Genomic DNA, 19598 nt, shown 5'->3' with positions numbered 1-19598 from the left:
CAGGCAGCGCCGGACAAGCGCAAATCGCCAGAGCACGCCGCAGCGCGTCGCGGCAGAGCTCGGGTGAGCGACTCGCTGCCCGGCTTCGCCGACCTCCTGCCGCGAGGAAAGCGCCGCAAAAATCGCGTGCCGGCCTTCTCGATCTCGACGGGGATTGGTACGAACGAGGGATGACAACGACTGAGGCAGGGGACATCAGGAACGTTGCAATCATCGGACACAAGGGGGCTGGGAAGACATCGCTTGCCGAGGGCATGCTGTACGTCGCCAAGGCGACGGCCAAGCTCGGCAAGGTGGACGACAAGTCGAGTGTCCTCGACGAGACCGCCGAGGAAAAAGAGCACGTTTGCTCGTTCGAGGCGAGCGTCGCGCACCTTTCCTGGGCGGGGAAGAAGGTCAACCTCGTCGACACGCCGGGCGAGGGGAGCTTCCTCGCCGAGACGCGGCTCGCCCTCGCGGCGGTCGACGCGGCCATCCTCGTCGTGAGCGGCAAGGACGGCGTGCAGCCGATCACCGAGCGCGTCTTCGGCTGGGTGAGGGACGCAAAGCTACCGTGCATGATCGTCGTCACGAAGGTCGACGCCGAGAACGCCCGCCCCGACGAGGTGCTCGCCGAGGTCCGCGCGCGCCTCAAGGCGCCGCTCGCGGTGATGGAAGAGCGCGTCGGCGAGGGGCTCCAGCACCGGGGGGTCGTCGCCATCCGGACGAAGAAGGCCTGGCTCGACAAGCCCGAGGCGCCCGCCACGGCCGCGGGCTCTCCCGCGCCGGCCGACGCCGCAGGCGCCGTCGAGAAGGCCCGGGGGAAGCTCGTCGACGACGTCGCCGGCAGCGACGACGAGCTCACCGAGCGGTACCTGACCGAGGGCGATCTCACGCAGGAGGAGCTCGATCAGGGGCTCCGCGCCGCGGTCCGCCGGGGGGCGCTGATCCCGGTCTACTTCGCCTCCGGGGTCCGCCCGAGCGGCGTCGCCGCGCTGCTCGACGGCATCGTCGAGCTCGTGCCGCCGCCGACCGAGCACCCGGCCTGGAGCGGCGTCGTCCCGAGCGGCAAGCCCGGCGCCGCGCCGCAGGCCGCGGAGCGGCCGTCGTCGGCGGAGGGCCCGGCCGCGGCGTTCGTCTTCAAGACCTCGATCGATCCGCACGCCGGCCGCACCTCGTTCGTGCGCGTGCTCTCCGGCGTGCTCCGGCCCGACGCCACGATGCTCAACGCGAGCACGGGCGGCTCGGAGCGGCTCGGCAAGATCCACGGCGTGGTCGGCAAGGACCACAAGCAGATGGACGAGGCGCGCGCCGGGGACATCGTGGCGCTGCACAAGCTGAAGGCGACGCTGAGCGGGCACACGCTCTCCGACGAGAAGCACGCGTTCCTGCTCTCCGCGCCGGAGCTGCCGCCGGCCCTCTTCTCGCGCGGCGTGCGGTTCGACGCGAAGGGCGGCGAGGACAAGGTCGGCAACGCGCTCTACCGGCTGACCGAGGAGGACCCGGGGCTCAGCGTGCACCAGGACGCGTCGACCCGCGAGCTCGTCGTCTCGGGCCTCGGCGCCCTGCACCTGGAGATCACGGTGGAGCGCATCCGCCGGCGCGTCGGGGTCGACTGTCGGCTCGGCCCGCCGCACATCGCCTACAAGGAGACGATCTCGAAGAAGGCCACGAACATCGAGGGCAAGCACAAGAAGCAGACGGGCGGACATGGCCAGTTCGGCGTCTGCTACATCGACATGGAGCCTTTGCCGCGCGGCGGCGGCTTCGTCTTCGAGGACGCGGTCGTGGGCGGCGCCGTGCCGCGGCAGTTCATCCCCTCGGTCGAGAAGGGCATCGTCAAGTCGATGTCGAAGGGCGTCCTGGCGGGCTACCCGATGATCGACGTCAAGGTCCGGCTCTTCGACGGCAAGTACCACGACGTCGACTCCTCGGACGCGGCGTTCCAGATGGCGGGCAGCAAGGCCTTCAAGGCCGCCGCCGCGCAGTGCGCGCCGGTGCTGCTCGAGCCCATCGTGCGGCTCTCGGTGACGGCGCCGAGCGTCGCGATGGGCGACATCATCGGCGACATCAACAGCCGCCGCGGGAGGATCATCGGCACGGACTCGGTCGAGAGCCAGACGATCGTGAACGCGTTCGTCCCGCTCGCCGAGGTGCTCGAGTACGAGTCGAAGCTGAAGAGCATGACCCAGGGCAAAGGCACGTTCACGATGAACGTCGAGCACCTGGAGGTCTGCCCGCCGATGGTGCAGGACAAGGTGATCAAGGAGAGCGGCTTCAAGGCCGAGGCCGACGAGGACTGACCCCCGCCGCTCCGCTCTAGGGATGGATGTGGACGATGGTCCCTTCGCCCGTGATCTTCCCCGCGCTGACCCCGTGCCAGCCGTCGGGCACGGGGGGATCGGTCCAGAGGAACACCCGCCGCGCGTCGATCGGCGACAGGTTGATGCACCCGTGGCTGCGCGGCTTGCCGTAGTCGTCGTGCCACGGCGCCGCGTGGATAGCGTAGCCGGCCTCGAAGTACTGCACCCACGGCACGTCGCGGAGCTCGAACTTGTTGTCGACCTCGTGCGCGTCCATGGTCGTCGTGACGTGTTTGTCGCGGATCCGGAACGTCCCGCGCACGGTCGAGAAGGTCTTCTTGGGGTCGCCGAGCCCGTCGCGGCCCGTGGCCGCCGCGGTGGCGTAGACGGGCTTTTTGCCCTCGTAGAGGATGAGCGTCTGGCTCAGGATCGAGATGTCGATCCACTTCACGGTCCCCTGCGCGTGCGACGGCAGCTCCGAGGGCTTCACCGCGATGGCGACGTCGGAGTCGCGCACCCACGTCCCGTCCTTCGCCTCGACGAGGCGGGCGCCGCCGACCTTCTTCGAGCGCCCCGTGAGCTGCACGGCGGTGTGCCAGGGCAGCTCGCCCGCCTTCTTCATCTCGCCGCCGGAGATGTCGTAGCGCTTCGCGTCCTGCCGGTGCACGAACGCGAGCGGCAGCTCCCACCCCTTGGTCATGTCGACGCCGTGGAACGTGGAGCCGCGGGCGGGCTTGAGCTTCGAGGTGGGCACGAGCCGCGCGTCGGTGGTCAGGGCGAAGCGCCGCCCGCCGTCGCCCATGAAGGTGTCGATGAGGGCGAGCCCTGCCTTGCGCGCGATCCGGTTGGTGATGATCGCGTAGCCCGGGACCTTGAACGACGAGATGTTCGGGAGCTGCCGGCCGCCCTTGAAGAACCAGGGGATCTCGTCGCTGCCGTTGCCGCCGAAGAGCTCGCTGTCGCCGATCTCGGGCGGCGCCGCGGGCGGGTCGGCGACGGCGTTGCCCGCCGCGTCGAGCGGCACGTCGTTGGCGCCGACCTTGATCTCGTCCCACTTCTTCTTGAGCTTCTTGTAGCTGCGGAGGTGCCGCTCCAGGCTCATCTCGTACTTGAGCTGCTCCTTCGTGGACGGCATCCGGTAGTAGTTCGGCGCGATGGCCCGGACGAAGGCGTACGGGTACGGCATCGGCTTGGACAGGTCGGGCCGCCGCGTGAGCGCCCGGACGATCGGGTGCTGCGTGTCGATCGTGGCGTCGCCGTCCGCGCACATGTACCCGGCGGGCAGCACGCGGTAGTAGCCGCCCTGGCAGTCGTCGAACGCGGCGGGCTTCTCCCCGCGGGGCGCCGTCCCGCCCGCGCGGAGGTAGCCGAGCTTGGCCGAGCGCCGGTCCGCCTTCTCGTAGATGGGCGCGACCATCTGCACGGCGCCGATGCGGGGCCCGTCCGGGCGCGGCAGGGTGGCGGGGTCGTTCTCGGCGGCCTTCTGGGCCGCGCCCGCGGAGAGGCTGATGATGCCCTCGGGCGTGGCGTTCTCCCCGCCGGTGCAGGCCGGCAGGGCGAGGGCGGCGACGGCCAGGGCGAGCGGGAGGGGTCCGCGCGCCGGGGCCGGGAGCGCGGAGCTTCGCTGTCGGGCATCCATGCTCCGGGAATGCCGGACAGACGGGCCGGTGGCCAAATTTTGGCCGTCGCCACGCCGCCCTCGCGGGCGGGCGGGCGGGCGGGCGGGCGGCGGCGCCACGGCCGGCGCGGGCCCTCGGCGAGCGACGGGTGACGCGGCGTGGGCGGGGCGGGATGGCGGCAGCGCGCAAAGGTGCAGGAATGGGGTTGCGCGAGAGCCCGGTCTTGGGTAGGTTCGGGGCCCCTCGCGAAACCCGCGAGAGTGCGCCACTAGCTCAGCTGGATAGAGCGTCGGCCTCCGGAGCCGAAGGCCAGTGGTTCGAATCCACTGTGGCGCGCTGGGTCCTCTGCCTCTCCGCAACGTTCGCGGCTGGCTCTGCTGCGCTTCGCCCGGAATCCGCGCGAGCGCAAGGTGGGGAGCTGGTGCTCCGGGCCTCCGCGCGCTGATCGCCGATCGAGGGATCGCCGGCGAGGGCGCGACGGTGGCCGACCGACGCCTCGGCGGTCGCGTCGGTGGCGTGGCCGCGCGCTCCAAGCGAAGTTCTAGCGGCCATCGATCGCTTTTGCGCCAATCAGGACACGCCACTCGTCAGCGTAGCTCGGATCGTCGCCCGGGTGGCAGGCGTCACCGTCGCTCATGTGGTTGTCCACGCTCGTGCCCACGATCGCGCGGTATGCCCCGCTCGCGTCGATATCACCTTCGTGCCCGTCGAGAATCGAGGCGCCCGGCACATGGTCGACCCAGAACTGGATCCGGGATCTGCGGCTGCTCAGGCATTCACGTCGGATTTCTACGGGACATCCTTCTCCGGTGGCCGGCACCATCGAGATCGGCGCGAAGTAGGCTTCAGGGGTCCAGCTCGAAGCGCGAGCGCCTCCCGCGAGCAGCGCGCCCGTGACATCGGAGCCGGCGCGCACCTCGAACCACTGATAGACCTCGCCGAACTCGTCATATCGCGCCGCCCGAAGGAACACGGGACCGCTCGCCGGAATGGCACCGACGATATGCAGATTGGAAATGGTGAGCGTCAGGCCGTGCACCGTGCCGTCTGCGTACGTACACGCGAGGTCGCGCGATGTTGCGCTGGCTGCCTCCACCTGGCAGGGCGCGGCGAGATTGTAAGAATACTCATCGGACGGATCATCCGGCCAATCCTCCACAATGAGCTCGAAATCAGCCGAAATCCCGGCCTGTTAGCCGCGCGGCCCCGTCGGCCGCTCGAGCGCCAATTCACGCACGGACGAGCTGCATCTCCGTCGACGTGAACGGCCGCGGCGGCAGCTCCGCGCGGTCGCGGAACCCGAACCGCGCGTAGAACGTCTGCGCATCCTGGGTCCCCAGGTGGACGTGGCTCGCGCCGCGGACCGCCGGGTGCCCGAGCAGCAGCCGCACCACCGCCTCGCCCACGCCGCGGCCCCGCAGCGAGGGCGCGACCGTCACGTCGTACATCCACGCGCGCCTGCTCCCGTCGCTGATCGCCCGCGCCGTCGCCACGAGCCGGCCCGCCGCGTCGCGCGCGCCCACCCACGCCGACGAGCCGAGCAGCGCCCGCGCGATCGCCTCGCGCGACACGCCCTGGTTCCAGTAGCCGCCCTCCAGCAGATCGACCGCCGCAGCCACGTCGCGCGGGCCCAGCGCGCACGCGAGCACGCAGCCCTCCGGCGCGCGGAGGAACTCGGGCACCGGCGTGTCCGGGCAAGCGCCGCGGAGCAGCTCGATCGCCGCCGGATCGCCCGGCGCACCCCGCTCCCAGAGCTTCGTGAGGAGCCGCGCCCGCTCCTCGGGCGTCCGGTTCTGCGCGAGCTTCGCCTTGCCGTCGAGCCGCGACAGCGGGACCGCGAGCACGAGGATCCCCGCGATCGCCTTGCGGTAGAGCGGGCTCGACGCGTCGAGCGGCGTGTACCCGCCCTCGGGCTGGTACTTCCGCATCAGCGCCTCCAGCACCTCGGCCTTGTGATCCGGATCGTCCACGCGCTCGATCACCCCGTGCGCCTGCGCGCTCCGGTAGAGCGTCGTCGCCGGACACGCCCGCTCCGGATCGGTGAAGTAGCTCGGGATCGACGCCACGACCTGCTCGCACGACACCACCGCGGGCCGGCCGACGGCCTCGGTCTTCTCGCCCACGGGCGCGCCGTGGAACGCGATCGCGCCCCGGACCACGACGCCGTGCACCGTCCTCAGCACCGGCTCGCCCTCCGCCGTCGTCGACGCCAGGTGGACCACCTCCGCGAGCCCGAGGAGCGCCTCGGCCTCCGCCCTCTCCATGCGAAAAATCTCCCTGCGCATGGACCGAGGTTGGCGCGCACCTGGTACGCTCAAAAGATCCGGTTCGCCGATTTCTGCTAGACCAGCTGGCATGCCCTGGGAGCTCGCCCTCGCGGTCGATCCCGCCGCCCCGCAGCCGATCTTCCTTCAGATCGCGCGCGCCCTCGCCGACGACATCCGCCGCGGCCGGCTCCGCGCCGGCGCCGAGCTGCCGGGCAGCCGCGCGCTCGCGCGGTCCCTGTCGGTCCATCGCAACACCGTCCTCGCCGCGTACCGCGAGCTCGCCGCCGAGGGCTGGATCGAGGCCAGCGCCGCGCGCGGCACCTTCGTCTCGGCGGAGCTGCCGGCGCCGGCGCCCCGCGGCTTCGCCCGGCGCGCGGCCGCGCGGGCGGAGGTGCCGGCGCGGCTCGGCTTCGACCTCGGCGCGACCTCGCTCCGGCACGTGCCCATCATCCCGCCCGGCACGCTGCGCATGAGCGGCGGCCTCCCCGACATGCGCCTCGTCCCGACCGCGGCGCTCGCGCGCGCCTACCGCCGCGCGCTGCACGCCGGATCGAAGCAGCTGCTCGACTACGCCGATCCGCGCGGCGACGAGCGCCTCCGCGCCGCCCTCGCCGCGATGCTCTCGGCGGTGCGCGGCCTCGCCGCCGGGCCGGAGTCGGTCCTCGTCACGCGCGGCAGCCAGATGGCGCTCGACCTCGTCGCCCGCGCCCTGATCACGCCGGGCGACGCGGTCGCCGTCGAGTCCTACGGTTACCGCCCCGCGTGGGAGGCGCTCCGCCTCGCCGGCGCGCGGCTCCTCCCGCTGCCGGTCGACGCCGCGGGCCTCTCCGTCGACGCGCTCTCGGAGCTCGCCGAGCGGGAGCGCCTGCGCGCCGTCTACGTCACCCCGCACCACCAGTACCCCACGACCGCGGTGCTCGCGCCCGGCAGGCGCATCGCGCTCCTCGAGCTCTGCCGGGCCCGCCGGATCGCGATCCTCGAGGACGACTACGATCACGAGTTCCACTACGACGGCCGCCCGGTGCTGCCGCTCGCCAGCGCGGACACGGCCGGCGTCGTCGTCTACATCGGCACCCTGTCCAAGATCCTCGCCCCCGGGCTCCGGATCGGCTTCGTGGTCGCCCCCGGACCGCTGATCGAGCGCCTCTCGCTCCACCGCACCTTCGTCGACCGGCAGGGCGACCACGCCGTGGAGCGCGCCGTCGCCGAGCTCCTCGAGGACGGCGAGGTGCAGCGCCACGCGCAGCGCGCGCGCCGCGCCTACCGGGCGCGGCGCGATCTGCTCGTCGCGTCGCTGCGCGCGCGGCTCCCCGACGCGCTCGACTTCGCCGTGCCAGCCGGCGGTATGGCCCTGTGGGCCAAGGTGGACGCCGCGATCGACGCGGACGCCTGGGCCGAGCGCGCGCTCGCGCGGAAGGTGGCGTTCTCCGCGGGGCGGCGGTTCGCGTTCGACGGCAAGAAGCGCCCCTTTCTGCGCCTCGGGTTCGCGGCGCTGGACGAGCGGGAGATCGGCGATGCGGTGGAGAGGATGGTCGAGGCGGTGTGAGCGCCCAGGCGGGCGGACCCGATGAGCGCAGCGGCCCTCCGAGGGTCGACGGCGCACGTGGACGCGTGGAACCGTCGACGAGACATCCCTATCTCCCTGTCTCTCCGGATACGCCTTTCCTATGCACCACCGTGTTCCTCCTCAAGCGCCGATACGGCTGAACTCTCCTTCTCCCCGCAGGCGCTGTCTCCGACAGACCTCGATCGTACAGCGGCCCCGCCGTCGTCGAAGCGCGCTGCGCCCGCGGTGGATGGATGATGGATCCGACGCGGCAAAAGCCCCGCTGGCTTGACCTCGCACGCGCTCCCTCTCACGATGCGAAGTAAGGGAGAATACAATGAATGGCGCGGTGCTCTACGACCTCGCGATGCGGCTGCCGCTCGCCGTCCTCATGCTCTATAACGCCCTGTTCGTCGGGCGCGACCTCTATGCTCACCTGTTTCTCTGGAGCGGGCCCAAGGGGCTCACGTACGGGACGACGGTGGCCTCGCTCGTGGCCACCGGGGCCTACCTGCTGCTCGTCGCGGCGTTCACGCTCATTCGTCTCCGCCCTGTACGCAAGCTGAGCGGCATCGTACCTCGCATCACCGCGCTCGCCGCCGGCCTGCTGCCGGCGAGCATCGCATGGCTGCCCAAGGCCCCGCCGATGCCCGGCCGTCAGGTGGTGGGCACGCTGTTCATCATCGCTGGAATGGCGCTCGCCATGGTCAGCATCGGGTGGCTGGGCAAGTCGTTCAGCGTCATGCCCGAGGCGCGACGCCTCATCACCAATGGCCCCTACCGGCTCGTGCGCCACCCGGTCTATCTCGCCAGCCTGATCCAGGGGACGGGGATCATCTTGATCTATCCGTCCATCGCCGCGGTCCTGATCTACACGGTCGAGATGATCCTGCAGGTCATCCGCATGGGATACGAGGAGCGCGTGCTGCGCGAGACCTTTCCGGAATACGACGACTACGCGCGCCGGACGTCCGCGCGGCTCGTCCCCCGCCTCTACTGAGGAGGGCGCGCGCCCTCCTCAGTAGAGGCGGGCACGCGGCGCCATGGGACAGGATGCAACGCCTGTCGCGGGATGCCTCGCTCGCCCGGCCCCGGCGCTCCTACCTGGACGGGTCGGCCACGCGGCCGACGAACAGGATCGCGCTCGTCGCGCGATCCCGGATGACGAAGAGGAATGGGCGGTCGAAGCGGATGGTGGCGGGCTCGGGCGCCGACGTCTCGCCGATCACCACCGCCGTCGCCGCCGCCGCCTCGGTGCCCGCCTCGTTGACGGAGACGAACGCTTCGTGGAGCACATCGGTGATGAACAGGCCGCCCTGGCCGTCGATCCCCGAGAAATCCGCGCGATCGGAGAAGGCGGCGGGCATCCCCAGATCCTCGAGCGGCGGGGCGAGATCCAGGGTCGAGGCGATCATGAAGCGCGGCAGCGCCATCGTGACGCTCCGTGCCCCGAGGGAGGCGAGGACGCCCTCCAGCCGCTCCGGATCGAGCCCCGCCTCGAAGCCGCCGAGCTCCGACGGGAGCACGAGCACCATCGACAGCTCGCCGCCGTCGTAGGGCAGCTCCAGCGCCTCGTAGCCGTCGCCCTCGCCATAACGGACCTGCGCGTGGTTGGTCATCATCGGAACGGACACCGTGGAGCCGTCCGCCAGCGTGAAGCTCCCCGGGGTCGTCTCCTCCTCCTCGAACGGAAACTGCCAGGCAGCGTTGAAGTAGATGGCGTTCGTCAGCACGAGCCGGGTCGAGGGCCCGAGGGCGCCTTCAGGCACGATGTCCTTGATGCGGTCCTCGGTGCGCTCGGCTACCCAGCCATTGATGATCTCCCGCGCCTCGTCGGGCGCCTTCACGAAGTCGACGACGTGCAGCCCGGCCCCGTAGCTCTCCGCCAGCACGTCGAGGAACGACGGCACGAACGCGGAGCCGACCTGCCCCCAGATCGCGTTGGCCACGTGGAGCCGGAACCCCTTGCCGTCCTGCCCCTCGGCGCCCTCGCCGCGGCGCGCGAGCGCCAGATCGAGCGCGTTGAACGCCGGGTGGAGCCGCGCTTCTGGCAGCGTGAAGCGCAGCGCGCGCGCCATCTGCTCCGCCGTTTCCCCGCGCGCGCCGGCGTACGTCATCGCCAGCGCGCTCGACACGCTGTACGGCGAACAGAAGAGGTTGCCCGGCACAGCGCCGATGCGGCGGTAGAGCTCGAGCGCGAACGCCGTGTTGCCGAGGGCGAGCTCCCTGGCGTCGGCCTCCGGCACCCGAGGCGCGCGGGCCCGCTGCCTGTCCGAGGCGACGACGCAGCCCGCGGTGCCCGGATCGGCGCACCCGGACGGCGAGGGCCGCGGCTCCGGCCCGGCGCCGCCAGAGGAGCAACCGGCGCAGAGGAGGGAAAATGGCAACAGGACCACAGGGATCGGAGGCCTACGCATGCGCCCGGCGCAGCAGGGGGCGTGCCGAACCGCCCATGATAGGATGGCTCCCGCCATGCGAAGAGCGCGAGAGACAGCCCTCGGAGAGGCGCGGCGCCCGTGATCGTGCTCGTGATGGGCGTGAGCGGCGCCGGGAAGACGACGGTCGGGGCGCGCCTTGCGCGCGAGCTCGGATGGGAGCTCGTCGACGCCGACGACCTCCACCCCGCCGCCAACATCGAGAAGATGCGCGCCGGCAAGCCGCTCGACGATCGGGATCGCGCGCCGTGGATCGCGGCGCTCACCGCGCGCATCCGCCAGCTCCTCGACGCGGGGCGCGGCGCCGTGATCGCCTGCTCGGCGCTCAAGGCGGCGCACCGCGCGCAGCTGCTCGTCGACCCCGCGCGGATGCGCCTCGTGCACCTGACCGGCGATCCTGCGCTGATCGCCGCGCGCCTCTCGGCGCGCAAGGATCACTTCATGCCCCCCGGCCTCCTCTCGACGCAGCTCGCCGCGCTGGAGCCGCCCGAGGACGCGATCCGCGTCGACGTCGGCGCCCCCCCCGAGGAGATCGTCGCCGCCGTCCGCCGCGCGCTCGGCGTGTGAGCCGGGCCCGCGCCGCGCCGTCTGCCGACGCCGGGCGCTTTCCAGGCGCTCTCTCCGGGAGAACCCGAGCGCCCGCGCGCGGTCAGCCCGGGTCCGGCAAGCGGGTCAGGAAGAGCGCGCCCTGGTCGCTGGAGAGGCGTTCGCCCCCGAGCGCCATCGTGCCCTGGAACGACCCGGCCAGCATCGGGCTCTCCCACGGGTCCATCTCCAGCCCGGAGACGTGGACGTCCGCGCCGATGCGCCGGGTCCACTGCTCCTCTCCGCTGGAGCTGAGCCCGGCCGCCCACGCGCTGCACGACGCCGGCTCATCCGCCGGCTCGCACAGCGCATCGCCGGCCAGCACCACGCGCTCGCCGCTCGCCGTGATGCGGCGGGGGCTCCGCGCGTCGAAGCGCTTCACCCAGATCACACGGCCATCCGGGCCGATCTTGGCGACGAACGGCCGCGGGCCGCCCGGCAGATCGGGCTCGCCGAAGACGCCGCTGCCGGAGAGCAGCGCGGCGCCTTCTGGATCCACGGCGAGGTCGTACGCCTCCTCGAGCTGGTCCGGCGAGCCACGGAACCGCTTGTGCCACACGAGCTCTCCGTCCCGGTCCAGCTTGGTCACGAACGTCGCCGTGCCCCGCCCGTCCTGGCTCGCGAGGATCACGTTCCCGTCGCGGTCGACCTCGATGCCGATCTCTTCGCTGTCGGAGCCGCTCGGCGGCAGGCTGACCCACGCGAAGCGACCGGAGGCGTCGAGCCGGGCGACGAAGGCGCCGATGGCCCGCCGCTCGATCCGCGCGCCGGCGACCTTCGCGGCCCCCTCCAGCCTGCCGAGCACGAGCGCGCCGCCGCGGCCATCGGCGGCGAGCGCCGTACCGCTCAGGATCGCGTCCTCCTCCGCGGAGATCTGCGCCGCCCAGCTCGCCGCGCCGCGCGGGTCGAGCTTCGCGAGGAACAGGTCCGCGCCCGAGGGCGACGCCGCGGTGAGCCGGTGCGCGCCGAAGCGGACCGTGCCGGAGAAATCGCCGAGCACGAGCGACTGACCCCCGCCGCTCGCGGCCACGTCGATGGCGCTCTGCGCCGTGCCGTCGCCGAACTGCTTGCTCCAGAGCGGCGCGCCGCACGCGTCGAGCTCGGCCACGAAGGCGTCCGTCGCGCCCGCGCTCCGCAGCCGGGTGCCGCCGAAGGTCAGCTCCCCTTCGAAGGAGCCGGCGAGCAGCGCGCGGCCGGCGCCGTCGATCGTGAAGCCGCGCAGGGTCGCGCCCTTGCCAGGATACTGCCGGCTGAACGATCTCTGCCGACACGCCCGCTCGGCCCGCTCGCCGTCGCCGAGCCCGGCCGCGCCGGCCAATCGCCCGCCGGGTGCGACCGCGGCACCCAGACACACGCCCCCGGGACCGACTGCCCCCATCTCGCACATCCTGGGAGGCGAGGCGTGCTCGGCGTTCGCTCGCGCCGCACCGCCGCTGCCGCCTCCCGGTTCGCCCTCCACCACAACGTCCGCAGCCTCCGAGGACATACACCCGGCGCTACAGCAGATGACGCCGCAGAGGGCGCTCCGTGCTCTCAAGACAGACCACATACTGCATCTCCTCTCCCGCCTCGACGCGGGCACACTGGAAACATTGCAGGATGCGGACCATGGCCCGCGCCTTTCAAGCTTCTCGCGAAGTTGAAAAATCCAAACTTTTCTCGCTGGATGCGGGCTCATCCGGGCAGGAGGACGCGTTCGTTCAGCGCCGCTTCATGTCCTCTCTCACACCGTCGCTCCCGGGCGAACCGGCCATTCGACCCCGGTCGCGCGATCGATCGACTCACGCGCTGGCAGGCGCGCGCCGACAGAGATGGATAGGGCATCTCTCGCCCGGACACCGCCTGTTCCGGATCCAGATCATCGATGGTCGAGATCTGGCCGAGTCGCTCGCCGCTGCCGTCGAGGCGCGGGCGACTGGCATCTTGGACGCCGCCTGGCCCGGCGAGGCGCAGGCGATGGGGCGGGCTGCTCGCGCGCAAGGCCCTGACGCCGGGGCGGTCCTGACGCCGGGCGGGCGCCGGGAGCCGCGAGCCGCTCGCGCGGACCCCGGGGCCGCCCTCCCTCGGCTCCGCGGGTGGCCGGCCGCGCGGGCAGGCCGAGAAGACGGGCGCCTACCACCGTAGCGCACCCACGCCCACTTAAGGTAGGATGCTGTCACGCGACTCCGGCGGACGTATTCCCGCTGGAGGAGCCCGCGACCGCGGGCGCCGGCTGCTCCATGATCCCCTACCCATCTACGATCACGACGGAGCTCCCTGCGAGCGAAGGTGCGACTGCGCGGCCCCCCCGCGCCAGCCCCGCCTCGCCGCCGGCGCCCCCCCGCGATCGCCTCGGAGATGGCGATGAAGTTGCTCTGCAAGCCCGCTGACGAGCGCACTGCGCGTGCGCAGGTGCTGAAGATCGAGATCGACGCCTACGCCGCCCTCCCTGACGCGGAGCGGCGCGCGGTCCACCTGCGCCTCGGGCGCATGGCCGAGGCGCGATCGCAGCGCGAGCGCTCGGACGAGGCGCTCTTCGAGGCCGCGCACCACCTGAACCTCGGCGCGCCCCTGATCGTCGAGCCGCGCGAGCGGGCGGCGCTCGCCGCGATGAACCTCGCCGCGGGCCGCAAGGCGAGGGAGCGGGGCGCGACCCCGGCGGCCGCCGATCTCTTCGAGGCCGGGATCGCGGCGCTGCCGGACGGGAGCTTCAAGCGAGACCACGAGATCGCCTTCTCGCTGCACGCGGAGGCGGCCGAGTGCGCGCACCTCGGCGGCCGGCTCGATCGCGCGGAGGCGCTGCTCGACGTGCTCGCGGCGGAGGCGCGCTCGGATCTCGAGCGGGCCAGGGCGCACGAGCTGCGCATCGCCGTGTACACAACCCAGGGCCGGCTCGACGAGGCGGTGGCGCTCGGAAAGACGGCCCTCGCGATGCTCGGCGTCCCCCTCCCCGAGGACGGGCCGGGGCGGAAGGCGGCGGCAGACGCCGAGCTCGCGGCCGCGCGCGCCGCGCTCGGCACGCGCCGGCTCAAGGATCTGCTCGACGAGCCCGAGGCGTCGGACGCCCGGACCCGCGCGGCGCTCCGGCTCCTCATGGCCCTCATGCTCCCCGCCGCAACGGTGAACCCGCCGCTCTGCACGTTCATCGCGGCCAGGCAGGTCAACCTGTCGCTGGAGCGCGGCCATGGCGGAGTTTCCCCGTACGGCTACATGGCCTACGCCTGGGTCGCCGCGCGGGTGCTCCGCCGCTACGACGAGGCCTACGAGCTCGGCCAGCTCGCGCTCGAGATGAACGAGCGGTCCGGACAGCCCGAGCTCTCCTGCCGGCTGCGCGTCGTGCTCGGGGCCCACGTCAGCGTCTTCACCGATCACCTCCTTTCTAGCCTCGATCTCTTCCAGGCCGCGCTCGAGGCGGGCCACAGGACGGGCGACCTCACCTACCTGTCCCAGGCGTGCGTCCACACCGCGCTCGTTCGATTCGGGCTCGGCGACGAGTGCGAGGCGGTGCGGGCCGAGGTCGACGGGTTCCTCTCGCTCGTGCGGCGCGCGAGGGAGGAGCTCGCCGCCCTCGCGCTGACCGGGGTGCGACGCGCGCTCGACGACCTGATGGACGCGACGCGCGCCGGCTCGTCCCGCCCGCCCAGCCACGGCGATCTCGACGACGCAGGGGATGAGGCGAAGCTCTCGGCGCCGGCGTACGGCGCCGCCGCACGCGTCCACTACGCGTTGCGGCAGCAGATCTGCTTCCTCAACGAGGACCACGAGGGGGCGCTACGGATGGGCTCGCTGGCCGAGGCGAGGATGCAGGGCGGCGTCGATGATCACCTCGCGACCGAGGTGTTCTTCTACACCTGCCTGACGCTGCTCTCGCCCGCGCTGGCGCGCGGCCGGCAGCTGACCACCGTCTCGGTGGCGCGCTACCGCGATCGGTTCTCGGAGTGGGCCGAGCGGTGCCCGGACAACTACCGTCACAAGCACCTCCTCCTCCGCGCGGAGTCCGCGCGCGCCGCCGGCGAGGAGCTCGCGGCGATGAAGCTCTACGATCAGGCGATCGAGTCGGCGAAGGTGAACGGTTTCGTCCGGGACGAGGCGCTCGCCAGCGAGCTCTGCGCGAAGTTCCACCTGGCGAGCGGCAGGGAGAGGATCGCCCACGTCTACATGGCCGACGCCCACGAGGGCTATCTGCGGTGGGGCGCGCAGGCCAAAGCGCGACAGCTGTCGCGAAAGTACCCGCACCTCGTGGCGCGCGCCGCGCTCGTCGGGCAGCAGAGCCGTCCGCCGGAGTCCGCGCTCCCGGCGAGCACGGAGCGCCCCACGTCGCTCGACGCGTTCGCCCTCCTCCGCGTCTCGCGCGCGCTCTGCGGGGAGCTCGTCCTGGAGCGCCTCTTCGAGCGGCTCCTCCGGGCCCTGAGCGAGAGCGCGGGGGCGCAGCGCGCCGTGCTGCTCCTCGCGCGCGACGGCGCGCTGACCATCGAGGCCGAGCTCGACGGCGACCGCGGAGGGGTCCGCGTCGGACCCGCGACGCCGCTCGAGTCCACCGCCGATCTCGCCGCGAGCGTCGTCCAGCATGTCGCCCAGACACAGCAGCCGATCGCCCTCACCAGCGCGGCCATGGACGAGCGGTTCGCGGACGACCCTTACCTGCTCGAGGGCGGCCTTCGCTCGATCCTGTGCCTCGCCATGACGCATCAGGGCCGCCTCACGGGCGTGCTCTACGCAGAGAACGGCGCGACCGCTGGCGCGTTCCGCGCCGGCCAGGTCGAGCTCTGCGGCCTCCTCGCATCGCAGGCGGCGGTGGCCGTGCACAACGCGTTGCGCCACCGTGACGCGCAGAGCACCTCGCGCGAGCTCCGTCGCTGCAACGAGGCCCTCGTCGACGAGGTCGCCCGCCTCACCGAGGAGCTCCGCGCGTGCAACCGCGACGCTAGCCCCACGAGCGAGCTTCGGCGCTGCAACGAGGCGCGCTAGCCCCGCTAGCACGCTGTCGTCCGGTCCGTCCCGCCCGACAGGAAACGAAGGACTTCAGCGCGGCGTCCCGGGGCGCCGCGGGCAAAGCTCACATCGCGGAGGGGACATCCCCTCTGGAAAATCCATGACGCCGGCACCAGAGGGGCCGCAAAACATGCATAGCGTGGACGCGCCTGCGCCATGGCTCCGTCCGAGATGCGTGCAAGCGCGGAGGGGAACGCAGTCGTGCGAACAAGGTACGCCGCAGCGTGAAAGGCACGTGGCAGCGCGGTGGAGCGCGCGACGGCAGCGCAGACAGCCCCTCGAGGCCGGCGCTGACAGGCACATGTCCTGAAATCAAAATGCTCGGGACACCACGGGACGGAGGGAAGACCCAAAGCACCTGCCGTCTCCCGGCCCACCCGTGATTCCCGAGCCTGCAGCGGGGCGCATCTTCGTGCGCTACGGGCTCATCCGCGTCGTTCGGCTCGCTTCAGCGCACGTTCGCACGCCTCACGCGCTGGCCTGGCGGTCGAGCTAGCATTCCACGAATCTGCACATCGCGATAGAGCGCCGAACAAAGCCAGACCGAGCCATGCGGCCGCGAAGGCGCATGGGGACGGGAGGTAATGAGTGGCGCTCCAACAGCCTATCCCCCGCCCGCCGTACCGCGGGCTCGGCGAGGGATGGCCGCTATCGACACGCTCGACTCAGGCGCCGCCCGCGCCGCCCGCGCCGCCCGCGCCGCCCGCGCCGCCCGCGCCGCCCGCGCCGCCGGTGCCGCCGCCCTCGCCCGCGCCGCCCGCGCCGCCCGCGCCGCCGGTGCCGCCGCCCTCGCCCGCGCCGCCTTCGCCGCCGGTGCCGCCGCCCTCGCCCGCGCCGCCTTCGCCGCCGGCGCCGCCGGTGCCGCCGCCCTCGCCGCCCGTGCCCGTCGCCGAGCTCGTCGAGGTGGAGGTGGTGGTGGTCTCCCCGTCATCGCCGCATCCGGCGCCGATCATCATCATGGTCGCGCCTAGCAGCAGCGCGCTTGCAAAGATGCTCTTCGAAGCGTTCATGGTTCGTTCTCTCCGTTGGGTTGTCCCCCCCAAAGAATGACTCGGCAGAACCCCGCGCCGATCACCGCTCCACACCGCCAAGCGACTCAATCCACGCAAATTCGCGCAAAAGGTGCGTTTCCAAAAGCGCTATGAGCACGCTGCGTTCGATGGGTCGGTGTCAACTCCGTGGTGATTCCGTTATGGTGGACAATAGGCCACCATACTGGATTACGCAAGCTTTTTGTCTCACTGCATCATCGTTGCATGTGGGCGCATTCCCGTGAGCACCCACCAGTCAAGCACATTCGCCTACATCGGCGCGGGCGAACATGACGCGTGAAGAACGACTGTGCCTGACAGATCATCCGCCATGACGGATGGACCTCCAGAGGTGAGGGCCCCATGAGCCAAAGCCTGCTCGCGTGAGCGACCTGGAGGAGCGGCGCCGGCGCCGCGCAACACGCGAACAGAGCCCGACTGCAGCGCGGACGCGCCTCGTCTGGCCGCCGATGGGTCGGCTCCCTGTCTGGTCATGAGGACACGTTCGCGGCATGAAGTGCAAGTCCCAGGCCCAATGCCCATCGACCATGGTCCTCGTCCCTGCTCATGAGCGCGGGCACGCTGGGGAGAGACCCGATATCGCTGGCGGGCCGGGCAAGGTAGCGGGCGAGCTCAGGTTGGATTTGAGAGCGGTAGAGAACGCGGAGGCGCGCCGCTATGGAGCGCCCGCGGCCCCTCGCCTCCGCGCGATCATCACAGGTTGATCTCCTCGCTCGACCCTCGCTCCCGGGCGCAGGGGAGGTCGCCTGCGCGGGCCCGGGCCGCGAGGCTGGCCACGGCGGCCACGAGGGCGGCGGGCTCTATCGGCTTCGTTGCGTGCATGTGGAAGCCGGCGTCGAGCGCGCGCTTCTGGTCCTCCTTGCGAGCATAGGCCGTCAGGGCCAGCGCGGGCAGATCGCCGCCGGCCTGCGGCGGACGCCGGCGGATGGCGCGGATGAGCTCATAGCCGTCCTCGCCCGGCATGGCGATATCGCTCACGAGCACGTGCGGGAGATCCGCGCAGAACGCCGCGAGCGCCTCGTGGGCCGAGGCCACGGCCGTCACCTCGGCGTGGTGCTGCGACAGCACCTCCTGAAGGAGCTCCCTGGCGTCCGCGTCGTCCTCGACGAGCAGGACGCGGACCCCACCGAGGTTGGACGCGGACTCCGAGCACGCGAGCGAGCGCGACCGTCCCTCCCTCGTGAGCGCCGTGAGCGAGCTGCGCTCGACCCCGAGGAGCGGGAGCCGGACCACGAACGTGGACCCCTTGTGCAACCCGGGGCTGTCGGCCACGACCGAGCCGCCGTGGATCTCGACGAGCTGGCGCACAAGGGACAGCCCGATGCCGAGGCCCGCGTGCGTCCTGCGGCTCGTGCTGTCGGCCTGGCGAAAGCGCTCGAAGACGAGCGGGAGGAAATCCGGCGCGATCCCCTCCCCCGTGTCGCGCACCGTGAGCTCCGCCGTCGCGCCGGCCCGCCGGAGGGAGACGAGGATATGGTCCCCGTGACGCGTGAACTTGAGCGCGTTGGACGTGAGGTTCGAGACGACCTGCTGCAGCCGATCCGCGTCGCCGTTCACCTCGATGTCGGGGTCGAGCGAGACGTCGATCGTGAGGCCCTTCGCCTCGGCGGCGGGGCGGATCGCGTCGATGGCGGTCTCCACGACGGGCGCGAGCGCCATCGGCGCGGCGCTGATGCTCAGCTTGCCCGTCGTGACCCGCGAGACGTCGAGGAGATCCTCGATGAGCTTCGTCTGCGCGGCCACGTTGCGCTCGATCACCTCGAGCCCGTGGGACACCCGCTGCTCATCGAACGGCTCGGACCGCAGGAGGTGCGTCCAGCCGAGGATCGCGTTCAGCGGGCTGCGCAGCTCGTGGGAGAGCGTGGCGAGGAACTCGTCCTTCAAGCGGTTCGCCTCGCGCGCCTCGGCGTGCACGCAGTTCTGGATGGCGATGGAAGCGAGCTGCGCGAGCTGCACGAGGACGGTCTCGTCGTCGTCGGAGAACTCGCCGTCGTTCCGATCCGAGAGCTGGATGGTCCCGATGTTCTGGCCGTCGGCCGCGGTGAGGGGCGCCGCGAGGTACCCCCGCGGCGGCGGCCTCTGCCCGAGGTTGTCCAGCCACTCCGGGTGCAGCGAGAGCTCTCGCTGCGTCAGCCGGAGAGGCCTGTTCCTGGCGCAGACGAGCGCGCACAGCTTGCCGGCGATGGGGGGAGGCGCCTCCTTCTGGAACGTCGTGTACCGCTCCGAGAGCGACACCGCGGTCCGCGCCCGCTCACCGGGCCGCTCCAGCTTCACGAGGGTCATCGCCTGATGGGCGCCGCCGACGTCGCGGGCCGCCTCCGTGATCGCCGCGACCATGGCGTCGAGCGACAGGGCCGAGTTGATCGTGAGCGCGGCGCGGTTGAGCCGCTGGAGCTGCTGCGCGTGCGCGCGCAGCGACTCCGCCTGGAGCTTGATCTTCTGTGTCTTCTTGAAGAGATCGACGAAGACTGACACCTTGGTGCGGAGGACCTCGGGGGCGAACGGGGTCATGATGTAATCGACCGCCCCGAGCGAATAGCTGCGCTCGACATAGACGCGCTCGGTGTGCGCCGTCAGGAAGATGATCGGCGTGTGCAGCGTGCTCCGCCGCTTGCGGATGAGCGTCGCCGTCTCGAACCCATCTATCTCAGGCATCTTGATGTCGAGGAGGATGACCGCGAACTCCTCCTGAAGGAGATGGCGAAGCGCTTCCCTCCCGGACGCCGCCTTGACGATGTTCTCGCCGAGCGGCGCGAGGACTGCCTCCAGGGAGAGGAGCTGCTCAGGCCTGTCGTCAACGATCAGGATGTTGACTCTGCCCACGTCTGCCCTCATCCCGCG

The 19598-nt window shown here is 71.7% G+C and carries 12 protein-coding genes and 1 tRNA gene; 6 read left to right on the top strand and 7 right to left on the bottom strand.

Annotated elements, in window-relative coordinates; all coding sequences use genetic code 11:
• Nucleotides 1-170: 170 nt before the first annotated feature.
• On the top strand, nucleotides 171-2282 hold the full coding sequence (fusA, locus tag WMF27_RS06670; protein ID WP_437943961.1) for an elongation factor G: 2112 nt from the start codon (nucleotides 171-173) through the stop codon (nucleotides 2280-2282).
• 16 nt (nucleotides 2283-2298) lie between these two features.
• Here fusA and WMF27_RS06665 read toward each other — a convergent pair whose 3' ends face one another.
• Nucleotides 2299-3921, bottom strand: a complete 1623-nt coding sequence (locus WMF27_RS06665; protein WP_437943959.1) for a L,D-transpeptidase — start codon at nucleotides 3919-3921, stop codon at nucleotides 2299-2301.
• Nucleotides 3922-4163: 242 nt separating this feature from the next.
• Between WMF27_RS06665 and WMF27_RS06660 the strand changes: the two genes are divergently transcribed.
• Nucleotides 4164-4237, top strand: a tRNA-Arg gene (locus tag WMF27_RS06660).
• A 205-nt stretch (nucleotides 4238-4442) separates the two neighbouring features.
• Here WMF27_RS06660 and WMF27_RS06655 read toward each other — a convergent pair.
• Both WMF27_RS06655 and WMF27_RS06650 read right to left on the bottom strand, forming a co-directional pair.
• Nucleotides 4443-5060, bottom strand: coding sequence for a hypothetical protein (locus tag WMF27_RS06655; RefSeq protein ID WP_437769780.1), 618 nt, complete (start codon nucleotides 5058-5060; stop codon nucleotides 4443-4445).
• Nucleotides 5061-5130: 70 nt separating this feature from the next.
• Entirely contained in the window at nucleotides 5131-6165 is a 1035-nt protein-coding gene (locus tag WMF27_RS06650; RefSeq protein ID WP_437769781.1) for a GNAT family N-acetyltransferase, read from the bottom strand.
• Nucleotides 6166-6256: 91 nt separating this feature from the next.
• On the opposite strand from WMF27_RS06650, the gene WMF27_RS06645 reads away from it, so the two are divergent.
• Both WMF27_RS06645 and WMF27_RS06640 read left to right on the top strand, forming a co-directional pair.
• A complete protein-coding gene (locus tag WMF27_RS06645; RefSeq protein WP_437769782.1) occupies nucleotides 6257-7714 on the top strand; it encodes a PLP-dependent aminotransferase family protein in 1458 nt (485 codons plus the stop codon).
• A 337-nt stretch (nucleotides 7715-8051) separates the two neighbouring features.
• Complete coding sequence (locus tag WMF27_RS06640; RefSeq protein WP_437943957.1) at nucleotides 8052-8714, top strand: methyltransferase family protein; 663 nt, start codon at nucleotides 8052-8054, stop codon at nucleotides 8712-8714.
• 100 nt (nucleotides 8715-8814) lie between these two features.
• Here the strand turns inward: WMF27_RS06640 and WMF27_RS06635 are convergent, their stop codons facing one another.
• Nucleotides 8815-10110 carry a serpin family protein gene (locus WMF27_RS06635; RefSeq protein WP_437943955.1) on the bottom strand — a complete coding sequence of 432 codons (1296 nt, stop codon included), beginning with the start codon at nucleotides 10108-10110 and terminating at the stop codon, nucleotides 8815-8817.
• A 120-nt stretch (nucleotides 10111-10230) separates the two neighbouring features.
• Between WMF27_RS06635 and WMF27_RS06630 the strand changes: the two genes are divergently transcribed.
• Nucleotides 10231-10716, top strand: coding sequence for a gluconokinase (locus WMF27_RS06630; protein ID WP_437769785.1), 486 nt, complete (start codon nucleotides 10231-10233; stop codon nucleotides 10714-10716).
• An 82-nt stretch (nucleotides 10717-10798) separates the two neighbouring features.
• Here WMF27_RS06630 and WMF27_RS06625 read toward each other — a convergent pair whose 3' ends face one another.
• Nucleotides 10799-12112, bottom strand: coding sequence for a hypothetical protein (locus WMF27_RS06625; RefSeq protein ID WP_437943953.1), 1314 nt, complete (start codon nucleotides 12110-12112; stop codon nucleotides 10799-10801).
• Nucleotides 12113-13077: 965 nt separating this feature from the next.
• On the opposite strand from WMF27_RS06625, the gene WMF27_RS06620 reads away from it, so the two are divergent.
• The gene (locus WMF27_RS06620) at nucleotides 13078-15681 is read left to right on the top strand and encodes a GAF domain-containing protein (RefSeq protein ID WP_437769787.1); all 2604 of its coding nucleotides are present in this window, start codon (nucleotides 13078-13080) and stop codon (nucleotides 15679-15681) included.
• 689 nt (nucleotides 15682-16370) lie between these two features.
• Here WMF27_RS06620 and WMF27_RS06615 read toward each other — a convergent pair.
• Both WMF27_RS06615 and WMF27_RS06610 read right to left on the bottom strand, forming a co-directional pair.
• Entirely contained in the window at nucleotides 16371-16715 is a 345-nt protein-coding gene (locus WMF27_RS06615; RefSeq protein WP_437769788.1) for a hypothetical protein, read from the bottom strand.
• Between the two features lie 735 nt (nucleotides 16716-17450).
• Nucleotides 17451-19580, bottom strand: coding sequence for a response regulator (locus tag WMF27_RS06610; protein ID WP_437943950.1), 2130 nt, complete (start codon nucleotides 19578-19580; stop codon nucleotides 17451-17453).
• Nucleotides 19581-19598: the final 18 nt, after the last annotated feature.

The organism is Sorangium sp. So ce281 (assembly GCF_051527395.1).
Classification (GTDB): Bacteria; Myxococcota_A; Polyangia; order Polyangiales; family Polyangiaceae; genus Sorangium; species Sorangium cellulosum_B.
The sequence above is the reverse complement of the archived record's forward strand: the minus strand, read 5'-3'. Positions and strand labels throughout refer to the sequence as shown.